The sequence below is a fragment of the Burkholderia cenocepacia genome, assembly GCF_014211915.1.
Lineage (GTDB): Bacteria > Pseudomonadota > Gammaproteobacteria > Burkholderiales > Burkholderiaceae > Burkholderia > Burkholderia orbicola.
The window spans coordinates 1,487,675-1,504,679 of the sequence record NZ_CP060039.1 but is presented as its reverse complement, the minus strand read 5'-3'; the positions used below and the strand labels follow the sequence as shown (position 1 = coordinate 1,504,679).

The window sequence follows — 17,005 nt, the reverse complement described above, 5'->3', positions numbered from 1 at the left end:
AGCGAAGGTCAGCCGTTGATCACGTCCGCGCCCTTCGGCACGACGAACTTGAACGTATCGCCCTTCAGCGGCGGGTTCGTCTGGATGTTCGTGAAGGTCAGCAGCGTGACGTTGCCGAACACGTCGTGCAGCTCCATCGCGGCGAGCGTGCCGTTCCGGAAGCCGATGCCGATCCGCTGGAACTGCGTGTCCTGCGCCTTCGGCAGCATCTCGAGCCAGTCGATGCCGCCCTTCTCGCCCGCATCGCGCAGCGTGTAGTTCTTGTCGAGATCGTTGCTGCCGAACAGGATCGCGGCCGGGCTCGCGCCCAGCGCGCCGTTCAGTTTGCGCTCGGTGACCTGGTTCAGGTCGCGGTCGTACACGTAGAGTTTGTCGCCGTCGGCCTGCAGCACCTGCTGGTACGGCTTCTGGTACGTCCAGATGAACTTGCCGGGCCGCGCGAACACGAACGTGCCGCTCGAATTGTCAGTGGGCTTCGGCGCGGCCTGCGCGGCGCTCGCGCCCTTGGCCGGCGCCTTGACGATCTGCTGCGTGAAATCGCCCTTCGCCGAACGCACCTGCGACACGAAGGCCTTCAGTTGCTCGGTGCCGCCCGCGAACGCGTGCGTCGCCGCGAGCATCAGCGATGCGCCGGCGAGCGCCGCGCCGAGCCAGCGCCGCGTCGAACGAAGGGAAGGGACGAACGAAAGTTGCTGCATGATGCGGTTTTCTCCCTGGGTGGCCGGCGCTGCGGGCGCCGCGGACTCATTCCGCGTCGCGCGCCGGCACAAGAATTTCGCGGTTGCCGCTCGACGACATCGCCGACACGAGCCCCGACTGCTCCATCTGCTCGAGCAGCCGCGCCGCGCGGTTGTAGCCGATCCGCAGATGGCGCTGCACGAGCGAGATCGACGCGCGGCGGTTCTTGATGACGATCTCGACCGCCTGGTCGTACAGCGGATCAGACTCGCCGCCGCCTTCGCCGGTTCCCGCGCCGGCCGAGCCCTCGTCGCCGTCGGCGGTGCCGCCTTCGAGCAGGCCCTCGACGTAATTCGGCTCGCCCTGCTCCTTGAGCTTCTCGACGACGCGATGCACCTCGTCATCGGCGACGAACGCGCCGTGCACGCGCACCGGCAGCCCCGAGCCCGGAGGCAGGTAGAGCATGTCGCCCATCCCGAGCAGCGATTCCGCGCCCATCTGGTCGAGAATCGTGCGCGAGTCGATCTTCGACGACACCTGGAACGCGATCCGCGTCGGCACGTTCGCCTTGATCAGGCCCGTGATCACGTCGACCGACGGGCGCTGCGTCGCGAGAATCAGGTGGATGCCGGCAGCACGCGCCTTCTGCGCGATCCGCGCGATCAGCTCCTCGACCTTCTTGCCGACGACCATCATCAGGTCGGCCAGCTCGTCGATCACGACGACGATGTTCGGCAGGCGGCCGAGCGGCTCAGGATCGTCCGGCGTCAGGCTGAACGGGTTCGGAATCTTCTCCTCGCGCTTCGCCGCCTCGTCGATCTTGTTGTTGTAGCCCGCGAGGTTGCGCACGCCGAGCTTGCTCATCAGCTTGTAGCGACGCTCCATCTCCGCGACCGTCCAGTTCAGCGCATGGCCGGCCTGGCGCATGTCGGTGACGACCGGGCACAGCAGGTGCGGAATGCCTTCGTAGACGCTCATTTCGAGCATCTTCGGATCGATCAGGATCAGGCGCACCTGCTCGGCGGTGGCCTTGTACAGCAGCGACAGGATCATCGCGTTGATCCCGACCGACTTGCCCGAGCCGGTCGTACCGGCCACCAGCAGGTGCGGCATCTTCGCGAGATCCGCGCACACCGGCTTGCCGCCGATGTCCTTGCCGAGGCTCAGCGTCAGCGCCGACGACGCGGCCGCATACACCTCGGAGCCGATGATCTCGGACAGGTGCACCGTCTGGCGGCGCTGGTTCGGCAGCTCGAGCGCCATGTAGTTCTTGCCGGGGATCGTCTCGACCACGCGGATCGACACGAGCGACAGCGAGCGCGCGAGATCCTTCGCGAGATTGACGATCTGGCTGCCCTTCACGCCGGTGGCCGGCTCGATCTCGTAGCGCGTGACGACCGGGCCCGGATACGCGGCGACGACGCTCGCCTCGACGCCGAAGTCCTTCAACTTCTTCTCGATCAGGCGCGACGTGAATTCGAGCGTATCGGCGGAAATCGCTTCCTGCGTCTTCGGCGCGGGGTCGAGCAGCGACACCGGCGGCAGCGTCGAATCGCCCGGCAGGTCGGTGAACAGCGGCACCTGGCGCTCGCGCTCGACGCGCTCGGACTTCGCCGGCGTGACGACCGGCGGCACGATCGTCACCGGCTCGTGATCCTCGATGCGCACGCGCTCCTCTTCGACCTTGCCTTCGCGGCGCACCGCCGCGGCCTCGCCGAGCTTGCGGTCGCGCTCAGCCTCGCGGCGCAGCTTCGCGACGTTGACGGCGGACAGGATCGCGCCGCCGACGCGCTCGGCGACCGACAGCCACGAGAAGCGGAAATACAGCGACAGGCCGATCGCGAGCGCGATCAGCAGCAGCAGCGTGCCGCCCGTGAAGCCGAACGCATGCGACATCGCGCCCGCGACGGCCTCGCCGACGACGCCGCCCGGCGCACGCGGCAGCTGCACCTTCAGCGACCACATGCGCAGCGCCTCGATGCCGTCACAGGCGAGCACGACCAGCACGAACGCAAAGATTTCGGTAAGCCAGCCGATCGGCCGCTCCGGTTCGTCGGGAATCGCCTCGTGGCGCGTGATGCGGCGGTAGTTGACGGCGATGCGCCGCCCGAGCGGCACGATCAGCCAGTAGGCGGACAAGCCGAACAGCAGCAGGATGATGTCGGCCGTCCACGCGCCGACGCGGCCGGCCCAGTTCGAGATGTGATCGACCTGGGCGGCGTGCGTCCAGCTCGGATCGCGCCGGCTGTAGCTCAGCAGGGCCATCACCAGAAAGGCGCAGAGCGCGACCTGGAGAATCCAGCGGATCTCCGTGAGGAGCTTCGACATCCGGTGCGGCAACGCCTGTGCCGGGGCGGAATAAGGAGCTTTTGCCATGAATCCGTATAAAGAGGACGGGCCGTGCGCCCGCCTGTCGTTCGATCGCGCTTATTGTAAACGCTGCACCGCGCCGCCAAGTGTAAATGACGGTTACATAACGGGGACGGGGCGCCGATCCGGCGCCGCCGGCCACCCCAAGCCGGCCGGATGGCCCATACCCGCGACAACGCGCGTCGCCACCCGGCAGCCGGCCGCCCGGCGCGCTGCCCCGTCCGGCCGGCACGCCCCGAACGCTATCGGCGCGATTGAAACTCTCGTTCGGCAGCGCAGCAACGGGGCCTTTATAATGCGCGTCTGATACCCATCTATGACGGCATCCCGGTCACCCCGGATCGCACGGCGAGCCCTACCCCGCCCGCCGGCCGCCTTTTACGGATTCGCACATGTCCACGCCCAAACACGCCAAAGTCCTGATTCTCGGTTCCGGCCCCGCCGGCTACACGGCCGCCGTCTACGCGGCACGCGCCAACCTGTCCCCGGTGCTGATCACCGGCATCGCGCAGGGCGGCCAGCTGATGACCACGACCGACGTCGAAAACTGGCCGGCTGACGCGAAAGGCGTGCAAGGTCCGGAGCTGATGGCGCGCTTCCAGGAGCACGCGGAGCGCTTCAACACCGAAATCGTGTTCGACCACATCCATACCGCGAAACTGCATGAGCGGCCGATCCGCCTGATCGGCGACTCGGGCGAATACACGTGCGATTCGCTGATCATCGCGACCGGCGCGTCCGCGCAGTATCTCGGCCTGCCGTCCGAGGAAGCGTTCATGGGCAAGGGCGTGTCGGCCTGCGCGACCTGCGACGGTTTCTTCTATCGCAACCAGGAAGTCGCGGTGATCGGCGGCGGCAACACGGCCGTCGAGGAAGCGCTCTACCTGACCGGCATCGCGAAGAAGGTCACGGTGATCCACCGCCGCGACAAGTTCCGCGCGGAGCCGATCCTGATCGACCGCCTGCTGGAGAAGCAAAAGGAAGGCGTCGTCGACATCAAGTGGGATCACGTGCTCGACGAGGTGACGGGCGAGGAGTCCGGCGTCACGGGCCTGCGCATCAAGAACGTGAAGACCGGCGCGACGGAAGACCTGCTCGTACAGGGCGTGTTCGTCGCGATCGGCCACAAGCCGAACACCGATCTGTTCCAGGGCCAGCTCGAGATGAAGGACGGCTACATCCTGACGAAGAGCGGCCTGCAAGGCAATGCGACGTCGACGAGCGTGCCGGGCGTGTTCGCCGCGGGCGACGTGCAGGACAACGTGTACCGCCAGGCGATCACCAGCGCGGGCACCGGCTGCATGGCCGCGCTCGACGCGCAGCGCTACCTCGAAAGCCTGCACGACAAGAAGTAAGCCGGAAGCCTTTTCGCGGCGGGCGCTACAATGGCGTCCGCTGCCGCGAAGCAGGCTCGACCGGAAAGCCGCTGCCGCCGCGCAGCGGCTTTTTTGTGCCCGCGCGCCCGAACGCGCCTGCCCCGTTACCGAATCATGGCGAAGAACCAGCCCCATCCGAGCGATCCCGCGAAGCGGAAGATCGCTGCCCGTCCCGTGACCCCGGCGCCCGAGGCGCCGCCGCCCGTGCCCGACGCGGCCGCGTTGCGCGGCCAGGGCCTCGCAGGCCTCGGCGCGTTGCGCAAGTCACTGCAAGGCGAAGCCGACCGTCGCGAACGCGCGCGTATCGAAACCGCGCAGGCCGAGCGCAAGGCGGAGGCCGACGCGAACCTGTTCCGCAACGAAATCGGCACGATCCGGCCGCTGAACGCGCCGCCGCGCGCGTCGTCGGGCCGCATGCCGCCCGACCCGGTGCCGAAGCAGACGCAGCGCGACGAGGAAGCCGTGCTGAACGCGACGCTATCCGACGAATTCGATCCCGAGACGCTGCTCGACAGCGACGACTCGCTGTATTACCACCGTCCCGGCATCAGCCGCGACGTCGTGCGCAAGCTGCGTAGCGGCGCGTGGATCGTGCAGGCGCAGATCGACCTGCACGGCATGCGGCGCGACGAGGCGCGCGATGCGCTCGCCGAATTCATCCGCGAAGCCGGCAAGAAAGGGCTGCGCTGCCTGCGCGTGATCCACGGCAAGGGGCTCGGCTCGATCGGCAAGGAACCGGTGCTGAAGGGCAAGGTGCGCGCGTGGCTCGTGCAGAAAGAGGAAGTGATCGCGTTCTGCGAGGCGCGCGGCCACGACGGCGGCGCGGGCGCGGTGCTCGTGCTGCTGCAGCCGCACGCGGCGCCGACCGACCGGGGGCCGCGTGCCGCATCCTAGGCTGACGCTCGCGATCGCGATACTGGAAGCGATCGCCACGCTGGCCTTCGCGATTTCGGGGTTCATCGAGGCGCGCAAGAACCGCCTCGACTCGGTCGGCACGTTCGTCGTCGCGCTCGCGACCGCGTTCGGCGGCGGCACGCTGCGCGACATCCTGCTCGAGCGCCGGCCGTTCTACTGGGTCGTGCACGACGACTACGTGATCGCGATCTTCGTGCTCGCGCTGTTCGCACCGTTCGTGCTGCGGATGCTGTCGCGGCTGTCGGCCGAACGGCTGCTGCTGATCGCCGATGCGATCGGGCTCGGCATCTTCAGCATCTCGGGCACGTCGATCGCGCTCGACGCCGAGATGCCGCGCTTCATCGCGGTGATGATGGGCGTGATCACCGGCGTGGTCGGCGGGATCGTCCGCGACGTGCTGTGCAACGACATCCCGCTGATCCTGCGCGATTCGCGGCCGTACGCGACCTGCGCGTTCGTCGGCTGCTGGTTCTACCTGCTGCTCGTGTGGCTGCAGTTCGACTCGGTGTACAGCGTGCTGCTCGCGACCGGCTTCATCCTCGTCGCGCGGCTCGCTACGTTCAAGTTCGACGTGCGGTTGCCGCATTGAATCCGGGCATCGTTTGAATCACGAGAGGCCGTTGAAACGGGCCCTCGTCGCCGCACGCCGGTGATCCGGAAACAACGCGATCTATCGGACACATTTGTTTACATTTACCTTTCATATTCCGTCGTGCCGTGCTACGTTCCGCCTGACAAACGCGAACGAGTGGACTGGCATAACTATTTTTTACGCGGTAGTTGAAGACGATCCGCTGGACAGCGGCGGCTACGTACTCGATGGCGGTAAGTGCGGAACGATCGTAGGTGACGACGGCAAACGCCGGAAAATCGCGTTCGTCGGACAACGCGCGTGGTGCAGCACATGCGAGAGCGTCGGGACAATTGAAGCGGCCCCCGGCGCGCCGAGCGAAAAGCGTCTGCGCGACTTCACTTCCGCGGGACGCGTTCAAGCCTTGAGCAACGATTGGGTCAGATGTCGCTGTGAGCATCCTCCTCGCATCATTTCCCGATATGGCCGCAAATGGAAAATAGACGCTTCGGATTGCGACCTCCGGATGGCATCCGAACTCGTCACAACAGATATGCTCACGGCAACGACTCAGTTCGTCTATAACGATTGCTTCATTCTTCGGGACGCCACGGGCGCCCCTCTGAGCGACGTCGCTTATGCATTGCAGCGAGACACCGGGGCGTTTGAATACGGACGAACGGACACACGTGGACAAACTCACCTGCTCGCGTCCACTTCGCGGGCCGAAAACATCACGATCCACCTCGCGGAATAACCATGCCCGAACACGTCCACGTCTCTCCTGAAGGCAATCGATACAAACGGATCGCGGCACGCAAGACCACGCCGACAAACGACCCGTCACCGAAGCCCGTCACCGTCCGATTCAAGACATTCTGGAAAACGGCCCGTAGATGGACCGACGCCGACGTCGCCGAATACCAGCGCGCAGTTCCGCGACTGGCAAGACAACTACAGACGGAAACGTACTGGGACCGCAACGGCAGCACGCGCGCGAATCGATTTACATGTGAGGACTTCGCGTTACGGCTGCTTGTCCAGTTCGCCGCCCTGCGCGGGTTGCCGCTCAAGGTGACCACTGGTGTACGCAGTTATCGAAACGTGGAAATCGACGGCGAATCGGAACACCAGCGATACGATTCGACAATGTACGGTTTCGCGGAGATGGTGTCGTTGACTTTCGGCGCCCCGGACACACAACGCACCGATTCGAATACCGTACGCCTTTCGACGGCCGAGTCGCTCCTCCCAGGAGACATGCTCGTACAGGCCAATGATCGCGCAGGCATCGGACATCATGTTCAGTTGGTCACGAGCACCTCGCCCGCGTCCATTTCGATCATGCAGGGAAATTCGAGCGGTGTGATCGTGCGTCCGTTCACGACGATCATGAGGATATTCGGCCGCAATCGTGCAGATCCACAAAGCGCCAGTTATGCAGGCATGGGCGTCGAAAACGGGTACTACGCACCGGGCGAGGAAGGGTGGAACTACAGAAACGAGACGACGGGTGCCGAAGTGAAGGACTTTCTAAAGCAATTCCAGCTGTATCGCTGGAATTTCGCCGCATTCAATCAGTAATGCCGAGGCAAGGATGCGTGTGTTCCTTTCGGTAATCGCAGATAGCGATCTCTTCGGCGCACTCGCGACCGTTTGCCTGGTCGTCGCAGTGGCCGGCCTGTTCTCCACCGTCCGCCGCTCGAGGTTTTATTTTCCGGCCGTCTTCGCGTGCCTTCTGTTCATGCCACTCATGCACGCGATCGGTTCGTACTTCTTGTCACTGCCGAGTCCGTGATTGCCTCCGTCGGCTATCACGACGCGCACGGGCCACGGCAGATGCTCGGACAAATTCGCCATGTCCATGAATCGCGGCAACCGACGGCATCCGGATCGAACGATGATCCGGACGCGTCCGATTCCTCGATCCCACTTACCTCACGCGATCCGCTCTTCCGACGCCGGATCGAACAGCACGGCCTTCGACACGTCGAACAGCAGCGACTGCGTCTGCCCCGGCTGCGGGTTCGCGGCCGGATGCACGCGGCTCACGATCCGCTTGCCGTTCACCTGCGCGAACACGTGCGTGTCCGGCCCGGTCGGCTCGGTCACGTCGACGCGCACGTCGATCGGCTGCAGGTTCGACGCCTCGCCGTTGTGCGCGTTGCGCGCGTCGGTGATGCGCTCCGGACGCAGGCCCAGGATCACCTCGCGGCCGACGTGCGACTTCAGCTTCGCCGCGTCGAACGGCAGGATCAGCGCGCTGCGCGCGAGGCCCGTGTCGATCTCGAGCGCGATTCCGCCGCCCTGCTCGACCAGCTTGCCGTTGATGAAGTTCATCGGCGGCGCGCCGATGAAGCCCGCGACGAACAGGTTCGACGGCGAATCGTAGATGTCCTGCGGCGCGCCGAACTGCTGGACCACGCCGTCCTTCATCACCGCGATCCGGTCGCCGAGCGTCATCGCCTCGATCTGGTCATGCGTCACGTAGACGATCGTCGTGCCGAGACGCTGGTGCAGCAGCTTGATTTCCGCGCGCATCTCGATGCGCAGCTTCGCGTCGAGGTTCGACAGCGGTTCGTCGAACAGGAACAGCGACGGATCGCGTGCGAGCGCGCGGCCCATCGCGACGCGCTGCCGCTGGCCGCCCGACAGTTGGCCCGGCTTGCGGTCGAGCAGGTGCTGGATCTGCAGCATCGCCGACACGCGGTCGACGATCTGCTGCTGCTCGCTCTTCGGCACCTTCCGGATGTTCAGCCCGAACGAGATGTTCTCGCGCACCGTCATCGACGGATACAGCGCGTACGACTGGAACACCATCGCGATGTCGCGATCCTTGGGCGACAGGTCGTTGACGACCTTGCCGTCGATGCAGATCTCGCCGCTCGTGACCGTCTCGAGCCCGGCGATCATGTTGAGCAGCGTCGATTTCCCGCAGCCCGAGCCGCCGACCAGGATCAGGAACTGTCCGTCCTCGATCTCGATGTCGACACCCTTCAGGACCGGCACCCCGTTCGGGTAGGTCTTGTACACGTCACGGATGGAAAGGCTTGCCATGCTGTGAATCCTCTGTCTCGTCTCGCGCGGCGCACTCGGGCGCCGCGTCGGGTTCGTTTCGATGCGCCGCGCGTGGTGCGCGGCCGGTTCGTCGTATCGGATGAAGCCGCGCTTACCCCTTCACCGCGCCTGCCGTCAGCCCGCGCACGAAATAGCGGCCGGCGACGATGTAGACGAGCAGCGTCGGCAGCGCGGCGATGATCGCGCCGGCCATGTCGACGTTGTATTCCTTCACGCCCGTCGACGTGTTGACGAGGTTGTTCAGCGCGACCGTGATCGGCATCGAGTCGACGCCGGAGAACACGATCCCGAACAGGAAGTCGTTCCAGATCTGCGTGAATTGCCAGATCAGGCACACCATGAAGATCGGCAGCGACACCGGCAGCAGGATCTTCGTGAAGATCGTGAAGAAGCCCGCGCCGTCGATGCGCGCGGCCTTCACGAGTTCGGCCGGCACGCTCACGTAGAAGTTGCGGAAGAACATCGTCGTGAACGCGATGCCGTACACGACGTGCACGAACACGAGGCCCGGAATGGTGTTGGCGAGGCCGAGCATCCCCTGCAGGCGCGCCATCGGCAGCAGGATCACCTGGAACGGGATGAAGCAGCCGACCAGCATCATCGTGAACAGCGCGTCCGCGCCGCGAAAGCGCCAGTGCGTGAGCACATAGCCGTTGAACGCGCCGATCAGCGACGAGATCAGCACGGCCGGAATCACCATCTGCAGCGAGTTCAGGAAGAACGGCTTCATCCCGTCGCAGCGCACGCCGGTACAGGCGCCGCTCCAGGCCTTCACCCACGGATCGACGGTCCACGTGGTGGGCGGCGTCAGCAGGTTGCCGGTGCGCAGCTGGTCGAGGTCCTTGAACGACGTCGACAGCATCACGTAGATCGGGAACAGGAAATACAGCGCGAACAGGATCAGTGCCGCATAGATCACTGCCCGGCTGATCGTCATCTTAGGCTGCATTGCGGGTGCTCCTCGATTCCATATACATCAGCGGCACCAGCACCGCGACCACGGTCGCGAGCATCATCACCGAGGACGCCGCGCCGAGCCCGAGCTGGCCGCGGTTGAACGAAAACGTGTACATGAACATGGCCGGCAACGACGACGACGTGCCCGGGCCGCCCGCGGTCAGCGCGACGACGAGGTCGAAGGTCTTGATCGTGATGTGGCAGAGGATCAGCAGCACCGAGAAGAACACCGGGCGCATGCTCGGGATCACGATCTTGCGGTAGATGGTCGGCAGCGTCGCGCCGTCGACCTGCGCGGCCTTGAAGATCTCGCCGTCGACACCGCGCAGCCCCGCGAGAAACAGCGCCATCACGAAGCCGGTCGACTGCCACACGGCCGCGATCACCACGCAGAAGATCGCCTTGTCCGGATCGTCGAGCCAGCCGAACGAGAAGCTCGTCCAGCCCCAGTCGTGCATCACCTTCTCGAGGCCGAGGCCCGGGTTCAGGATCCATTGCCACGCGGTGCCGGTGACGATGAACGACAGCGCCATCGGGTACAGGAAGATCGCGCGCAGCGCGCCTTCGTTGCGAATCCGCTGGTCGAGCAGGATCGCGAGGAACAGCCCGAGGCCGACGCAGATCGCGATGAACGGAATCCCGAACCAGCCGAGGTTCGCGGCGGAGGTCCACCACACGTCGTTCTGGAACAGGTCCGTGTAACGGCCGAAGCCGTCGAATTCGTAGTTGGGCAACAGCCGCGAGCGGGTCAGCGACAGATAGCCGGTAATCAGGATGAAGCCGTAGATGAACACCACGGCGATCGCGACGCTCGGCGCGAGCACGAGCTTCGGGATCCAGCGATCGGCGAAGGCCGACATCGGCGACGTACGCCGTGCGGCGGCAGCGCCGGATCCGTTTCCGCTAAGAGGGGCAGCCACTTGATTCGACTCCTGGAACGAGGGCGACGCAGGCCGGGCCGGCGCCGGGTACGACACGGGCCCGCGGGCGAGCCCGTTTGCTGCACATGCAAAAACGCCCGGCCGATGAAGCGTGTCCGGCCGGGCGCCTGGCGCGCGTTACTTGACCTTCGCGGCCTTCGCGAGCGCGGCGACCGCGCTCTTCGAATCCTGCTGCGAGTTCATGAACTTCGTCACGACGTCGGTGATCGCGCCGGCGGTCGCGTCGCCTTGCGCCATGCCGTGCGCGAGCGACGGCACGAAGCCGCCCGACTTGATCGCGGTCTGCTCGTCGGCATACGACTTCTTCGCGCAGTCGTCGAACTTGTCCATCTTCACGCCGAGACGCACGGGCACCGAGCCCTTCAGCAGGCTGAACTGCTCCTGGAACTCCGGCGTCATGATCGTCTTCGCGAGCGCGAGCTGGCCCGGCGTCGCGTTCTTCTCGCCCTTCTGCTGGAAGAACACGAACGAATCGACGTTGAACGTGTACGAATTCGCGGTGCCCGGCACCGGTGCGCAGACGTAGTCCTTGCCCGCCTTCTTGCCGGCGTTCTCGAACTCGCCCTTCGCCCAGTCGCCCATGAACTGCATGCCGGCCTTGCCGTTGATGACCATCGCGGTCGCGAGGTTCCAGTCGCGGCCGTTACGACCGGTGTCGAAGTAGCCCTGGATCTTGCGCACCGTGTCGAACACCGACAGCATCTGCGGCGACGTCAGCGTCGCCTGGTCGAGGTCGACCAGCGCCTTCTTGTAGAACGCCGGGCCCTGCGACAGCACGACGTCTTCCCACAGCGTCAGGTCCTGCCACGGCTGGCCGCCCATCGCGACCGGCTGGATGCCCGCGGCCTTCAGCTTGTCAGCCACCGCAAAGAATTCGGGCCAGGTGGTCGGCACCTTCGCGCCGACCTTGTCGAGCGCGGCCTTGTTGATGTACAGCCAGTTGACGCGGTGCACCGAGAACGGCGCGGCGACGGTATGGCCCTTGTACTTGATGATCTTGTCGATTTCCGGCGGCAGGTTCTGCTTCCAGTCGCCGGCGGCCGAATCGATGTTGACGAGCACGCCCTGATCGGCCCAGTCCTGGATCAGCGGGCCCTTGATCTGCGCGGCCGACGGGGAATCGCCGCTGATCACCTTGGTCTTCAGCGCGGTCATCGCCGCGGCGCCGGCGCCGCCCGCGACCGCGAAGTCCTTCCACACGTAGCCCTGCTTCTGCAGGTCGTCCTTCAGGACGCCGACGGCCTTCGACTCGCCGCCCGAGGTCCACCAGTGCAGCACGGTTACGTTCTCGGCTGCCTGCGCCGCCACGGCGCCAGCCATCAGACCCGCGGCGCAGAGCGCGCCCATGATCGAGCGAACTTTCATTACTTATCTCCTCCAGACTGAATCAACTCGTGAGGTTCCCCGACGGGGAACCGGCTTCTTGATAAACGACGGGGAAATCGAGCCGCGGGACGCATGCAGCGTACGGGGCCGATGACCGGCCGGGCTCTTACAGAAAGCGTGAATCGAGATTCAACGGCGTGTCTCCTCTTTGTGTTTCTGGCCCACCGCGATGCCGCGGCGCGAGCCCGGGGGCGACGGCGCGCGATGATGCGCTCCGTCAATGTCCGATACCATTCGGCACAAGGCGTTCCCGAAGGCGAAGCTCGCGCAGTTCATCGACCGCACTTCTTTTTTTCTTCACCCAGGTGCTACCCCTTGCGGCGGATTGTAGTTAAACTACAATTCAGTGTCAAAAATATTTTTATCGCACTACGGATCGCTTCCAGCACCCCCAACACGGCGGAGACACATGCATACCGATTCCAGCTTTACCTTCGTACTTTTCGGCGGCACCGGCGATTTGTCGATGCGCAAGATCCTGCCCGCGCTGTTCGAAGCGCACCGTGCGAACATGCTGGCGGACGGCGGTCGGATCGTGGCCGTCGCACGACACGAATCGGATCGGGCGGGCTATCTCGAATGGGTCGACACGCACGTGAAGCCGCATGCGGCGAAGGCGGCCGGCAACGCGTTCGACGACGCGGCGTGGAAGTCGTTTCTCGACCGCATCGAGTACGTGAAGCTCGATCTCGGCCGTGCGGAGGACTACGTCGTGCTGCGCGACGCGATCGCATCGCTGCCCGGCATCCGCGTGTTCTATCTCGCGACCGGCCCGTCGCTGTTCGTGCCGATCTGCAAGGCGCTCGCGTCGGTCGGCCTGAACGAAGGCTCGCGCATCGTGCTCGAGAAGCCGCTCGGCTACGACCTGAAGTCGTCCAACGCGATCAATGACGCGGTCGGCGAGATTTTCGCGGAAGGCCAGATCTACCGGATCGACCACTACCTCGGCAAGGAGCCGGTACAGAACCTGCTCGCGCTGCGCTTCGGCAATGCGCTGTTCGAGCCGCTGTGGCGCCGCGAATGGGTCGAGAGCATCCAGATCACGATCGCGGAAGAGCTCGGCGTCGAGGCGCGCGGCGATTTCTACGACAATACGGGCGCGCTGCGCGACATGGTGCAGAACCACCTGCTGCAGTTGCTGTCGATCGTCGCGATGGAGCCGCCGCACTCGATGGATTCCGACTCGGTACGCGACGAGAAGCTGCGCGTGCTGCGCGCGCTGAAGCCGATCGATCCGCGCGACATCGGCAAGGTCGCGGTGCGCGGCCAGTATCATGCGGGCGTGATCAAGGGCGCGCAGGTGCCGGCCTACGCGACCGAGCCGGGCGTGAAGCCCGACAGCCAGACCGAAACCTTCGTCGCGCTGAAGGTCGAGATCGAGAACTGGCGCTGGGCCGGCGTGCCGTTCTTCCTGCGCACCGGCAAGCGTCTGGCCGACCGCGTCGCGGAGATCGTCGTCAACTTCCGCCCGGTGCCGCACTCGGCGCTCGGGCCGACCGCGCTGCGCCCCGGTTCGAACCGTCTCGTGATCCGGCTGCAGCCGAACGAGACGATCCGCCTGTACTGCCTCGCGAAACAGCCGGGCGAAGGAATGAACCTCGCGAGCGTGCACCTCGACCTCGCGTTCGACCAGTTCTTCAAGGAAGGGCAGATGGAGGCGTACCAGCGCCTGCTGCTCGACGTGATCAACGGCCGGCTCGCCCTGTTCGTGCGTCGCGACGAACAGGAAGCCGCATGGCAATGGGTCGAGCCGATCCTGAACGAATGGGCGCGCACGCTCAAGCCGCCGAAGCCGTACGCGGCGGGCACGTGGGGGCCGGCCGCGTCGAGCGCGATGCTCGCGCAGCACGACACCTGCTGGCTCGAAGAAGAAAACTGATGCAAACCGTTGCGGCGTACGCCACCGTACGCGGCAACGTGCTTCACGATTCGTACGATTTGAACAGACAAAGCAGTCCGGAGGAGATGTGATCGAGATCCACGCTTTCGACACCCAGGAAGCGCAAAGCGAAGCGCTCGCGCGCGCCGTCGGCGATGCGCTGCGCGCGGCGCTCGCCGGCCCCGCGCGCCCGACGCTCGCGGTGTCCGGCGGCACCAGCCCGCGCCCGTTCCTGCATACGCTGTCGCACGCGGCGCTCGGCTGGGCCGGCGTCGACGTCACGCTGGTCGACGACCGCTGGGTGCCGGACGACGACGCGGCCAGCAACGCGCAACTCGTGCGCGACACGCTGCTGCAGCGCGCGGCGGCCCCTGCCCGCTTCCTGCCGCTCGTCGACACGCGCAGCACGCTCGACGCGCACGTCGCCGCGTTGAACGCGAACCCCGACTACCGCGTGCCGACCGTCGCCGTGCTCGGCATGGGCGAGGACGGCCACACCGCGTCGATCTTCGCCGACGCGCCCGAATGGGACCACGCGATCACGACGTCCGAGCGGTTCGTCGCCGTGCATCCGGGCGCGGCGCCCCATGCACGCGTGAGCTATTCGCTCGATGCGCTCAAGCGCGTCGACCGGCTGTTCCTGCTGATCGCGGGCGCCCGCAAACGCGACGTGCTCGACGCCGCGGCCGCGTCGCTGCAGAAGAACGCGATTTCCCAACTGGCCAACGACAAGGGGACCCAGCTCGATGTCTACTGGTGCGCAAAGTAAGGCGGTCGTCGCGGGTCAGCATGCCGACGGCCCGCGCCTGCTCGCGGACGTCGGCGGCACCAACGCGCGCTTCGCGCTGGAAACCGGCCCCGGCGAGATCACGCAGATCCGCGTGTATCCCGGCGCCGACTATCCGACGATCACCGACGCGATCCGCAAGTATCTGAAGGATGTGAAGATCAGCCGCGTGAACCACGCGGCGATCGCGATCGCGAACCCGGTCGACGGCGACCAGGTCACGATGACCAACCACGACTGGAGCTTCTCGATCGAGGCGACGCGCCGCGCGCTCGGCTTCGACACGCTGCTGGTCGTCAACGACTTCACCGCGCTCGCGATGGCGCTGCCGGGCCTGACCGATGCCCAGCGCGTGCAGGTCGGCGGCGGCGCGCGTCGCCAGAACAGCGTGATCGGCCTGCTCGGGCCCGGTACCGGGCTCGGCGTGTCGGGGTTGATCCCGGCCGACGACCGCTGGATCGCGCTCGGCAGCGAAGGCGGCCACGCGTCGTTCGCGCCGCAGGACGAGCGCGAGGATCTGGTGCTGCAATACGCGCGCAAGAAGTTTCCGCACGTGTCGTTCGAACGCGTGTGCGCGGGCCCCGGCATGGAAATCATCTATCGTGCGCTCGCCGCGCGCGACAAGAAGCGCGTCGCCGCGACCGTCGACACGGTCGAGATCGTCGAGCGCGCGCATGCCGGCGACGCGCTCGCGCTCGAAACGGTCGAATGCTTCTGCGGGATTCTCGGCGCGTTTGCGGGCAGCGTCGCGCTGACGCTCGGCGCGCTCGGCGGCGTGTACATCGGCGGCGGCGTCGCGCTGAAGCTGGGCGAGCTGTTCACGCGCTCGTCGTTCCGCGCGCGCTTCGAGGCGAAGGGCCGCTTCACGCACTATCTCGAGAATATTCCGACCTACCTGATCACCGCCGAATACCCGGCGTTCCTCGGCGTATCGGCGATTCTCGCGGAGCAGTTGTCGAACCGTTCCGGCGGTGCGTCGTCGGCCGTGTTCGAGCGAATCCGCCAGATGCGCGACGCGCTGACGCCGGCCGAGCGCCGCGTCGCCGATCTCGCGCTGAACCATCCACGCTCGATCATCAACGATCCGATCGTCGACATCGCGCGCAAGGCCGACGTGAGCCAGCCGACCGTGATCCGCTTCTGCCGTTCGCTCGGCTGCCAGGGGCTGTCGGACTTCAAGCTGAAGCTCGCCACCGGCCTCACCGGCACGATCCCGATGAGCCACAGCCAGGTGCATCTCGGCGATACGGCCACCGACTTCGGCGCGAAGGTGCTCGACAACACGGTGTCCGCGATCCTGCAACTGCGCGAGCACCTGAATTTCGAGCACGTCGAGAACGCGATCGAGATCCTGAACGGCGCGCGCCGCATCGAGTTCTACGGGCTCGGCAACTCGAACATCGTCGCGCAGGACGCGCACTACAAGTTCTTCCGCTTCGGCATCCCGACGATCGCGTACGGCGACCTGTACATGCAGGCCGCGCCGGCCGCGCTGCTCGGCAAGGGCGACGTGATCGTCGCGGTGTCGAAGTCGGGCCGCGCGCCCGAGCTGCTGCGCGTGCTCGACGTCGCGATGCAGGCCGGCGCGAAGGTGATCGCGATCACGTCGAGCAACACGCCGCTCGCGAAGCGCGCGACCGTCGCGCTCGAGACCGACCACATCGAGATGCGCGAGTCGCAGTTGTCGATGATCTCGCGAATCCTGCATCTGCTGATGATCGACATCCTCGCGGTCGGCGTCGCGATCCGTCGCGCGTCGACGAACGGCGAACTGCCCGAAGCCGTCGCGCAGGCGAAAGCGCGCGCCAGCGACGACGAAACGGCCGACGTGCTCGACTGGCTGAGCCACGGCGCGTCGCCGGCGGCGAAGGACGTCGCGCGGGACTGACGCTTCGGCGAAACGCCGTCGATCCACGACACCCCGCACGCTGGATTCAAGCCCGGCGTTCGGGGTGTTTCGCATGAGCGGACCACCCCGCACGACCGTGGCCCGGCAGGCATCGACGATGCCTTCTGCCGACGGCGCGCGTGACGTCATACGTTCGTACACGCTCCCATTTTCGAACA

General features: G+C 65.9%; 14 protein-coding genes. 8 read left to right on the top strand and 6 right to left on the bottom strand.

Going from position 1 to position 17,005, the window contains the following annotated elements:
* Window positions 1-8 precede the first annotated feature (8 nt).
* Both lolA and SY91_RS07020 read right to left on the bottom strand, forming a co-directional pair.
* Window positions 9-698, bottom strand: a complete 690-nt coding sequence (gene lolA / locus SY91_RS07025; protein WP_023475207.1) for an outer membrane lipoprotein chaperone LolA — start codon at window positions 696-698, stop codon at window positions 9-11.
* Window positions 699-744: 46 nt separating this feature from the next.
* Window positions 745-3,054 (bottom strand): DNA translocase FtsK, encoded by a 2,310-nt coding sequence (locus tag SY91_RS07020; protein WP_012328086.1) that lies wholly within the window; start codon window positions 3,052-3,054, stop codon window positions 745-747.
* Between the two features lie 386 nt (window positions 3,055-3,440).
* Here SY91_RS07020 and trxB point away from each other — a divergent pair, with 386 nt between their 5' ends.
* The 5 genes from trxB (at window position 3,441) to SY91_RS06995 (ending at window position 7,494) form a co-directional block, all read left to right on the top strand.
* A complete protein-coding gene (trxB, locus tag SY91_RS07015; RefSeq protein WP_023475210.1) occupies window positions 3,441-4,403 on the top strand; it encodes a thioredoxin-disulfide reductase in 963 nt (320 codons plus the stop codon).
* A gap of 135 nt (window positions 4,404-4,538) precedes the next feature.
* On the top strand, window positions 4,539-5,318 hold the full coding sequence (locus SY91_RS07010) for a Smr/MutS family protein (protein ID WP_043886819.1): 780 nt from the start codon (window positions 4,539-4,541) through the stop codon (window positions 5,316-5,318).
* The gene (locus SY91_RS07005; RefSeq protein WP_011544829.1) at window positions 5,305-5,928 is read left to right on the top strand and encodes a trimeric intracellular cation channel family protein; all 624 of its coding nucleotides are present in this window, start codon (window positions 5,305-5,307) and stop codon (window positions 5,926-5,928) included. The genes SY91_RS07010 and SY91_RS07005 overlap by 14 nt, the downstream gene beginning before the upstream one ends.
* Before the next feature lie 94 nt (window positions 5,929-6,022).
* Window positions 6,023-6,667, top strand: a complete 645-nt coding sequence (locus SY91_RS07000; protein WP_185921127.1) for a PAAR domain-containing protein — start codon at window positions 6,023-6,025, stop codon at window positions 6,665-6,667.
* Window positions 6,668-6,669: 2 nt separating this feature from the next.
* The gene (locus tag SY91_RS06995) at window positions 6,670-7,494 is read left to right on the top strand and encodes a hypothetical protein (RefSeq protein WP_023475212.1); all 825 of its coding nucleotides are present in this window, start codon (window positions 6,670-6,672) and stop codon (window positions 7,492-7,494) included.
* A 354-nt stretch (window positions 7,495-7,848) separates the two neighbouring features.
* On the opposite strand, the gene SY91_RS06990 is transcribed toward SY91_RS06995, so the two are convergent.
* The 4 genes from SY91_RS06990 to SY91_RS06975 all read right to left on the bottom strand — a co-directional run bounded on the left by SY91_RS06990 (window position 7,849) and on the right by SY91_RS06975 (window position 12,251).
* Complete coding sequence (locus SY91_RS06990; RefSeq protein WP_006476647.1) at window positions 7,849-8,967, bottom strand: ABC transporter ATP-binding protein; 1,119 nt, start codon at window positions 8,965-8,967, stop codon at window positions 7,849-7,851.
* A 112-nt stretch (window positions 8,968-9,079) separates the two neighbouring features.
* A complete protein-coding gene (locus tag SY91_RS06985) occupies window positions 9,080-9,937 on the bottom strand; it encodes a carbohydrate ABC transporter permease (protein WP_011544828.1) in 858 nt (285 codons plus the stop codon).
* Window positions 9,927-10,865 (bottom strand): carbohydrate ABC transporter permease, encoded by a 939-nt coding sequence (locus tag SY91_RS06980; protein WP_011544827.1) that lies wholly within the window; start codon window positions 10,863-10,865, stop codon window positions 9,927-9,929. The genes SY91_RS06985 and SY91_RS06980 overlap by 11 nt, the downstream gene beginning before the upstream one ends.
* A 138-nt stretch (window positions 10,866-11,003) precedes the next feature.
* Entirely contained in the window at window positions 11,004-12,251 is a 1,248-nt protein-coding gene (locus SY91_RS06975) for an ABC transporter substrate-binding protein (RefSeq protein WP_006496596.1), read from the bottom strand.
* A 430-nt stretch (window positions 12,252-12,681) separates the two neighbouring features.
* Between SY91_RS06975 and zwf the strand changes: the two genes are divergently transcribed.
* The 3 genes from zwf to SY91_RS06960 all read left to right on the top strand — a co-directional run bounded on the left by zwf (window position 12,682) and on the right by SY91_RS06960 (window position 16,826).
* Window positions 12,682-14,151 carry a glucose-6-phosphate dehydrogenase gene (zwf, locus tag SY91_RS06970; protein WP_011544826.1) on the top strand — a complete coding sequence of 490 codons (1,470 nt, stop codon included), beginning with the start codon at window positions 12,682-12,684 and terminating at the stop codon, window positions 14,149-14,151.
* Window positions 14,152-14,239: 88 nt separating this feature from the next.
* Window positions 14,240-14,920: a 6-phosphogluconolactonase gene (gene pgl, locus SY91_RS06965; protein WP_023475215.1), complete on the top strand. Its 681-nt coding sequence runs from the start codon at window positions 14,240-14,242 to the stop codon at window positions 14,918-14,920.
* On the top strand, window positions 14,898-16,826 hold the full coding sequence (locus tag SY91_RS06960; protein ID WP_023475216.1) for a bifunctional transcriptional regulator/glucokinase: 1,929 nt from the start codon (window positions 14,898-14,900) through the stop codon (window positions 16,824-16,826). The genes pgl and SY91_RS06960 overlap by 23 nt, the downstream gene beginning before the upstream one ends.
* The last annotated feature ends 179 nt before the right edge of the window (window positions 16,827-17,005 follow it).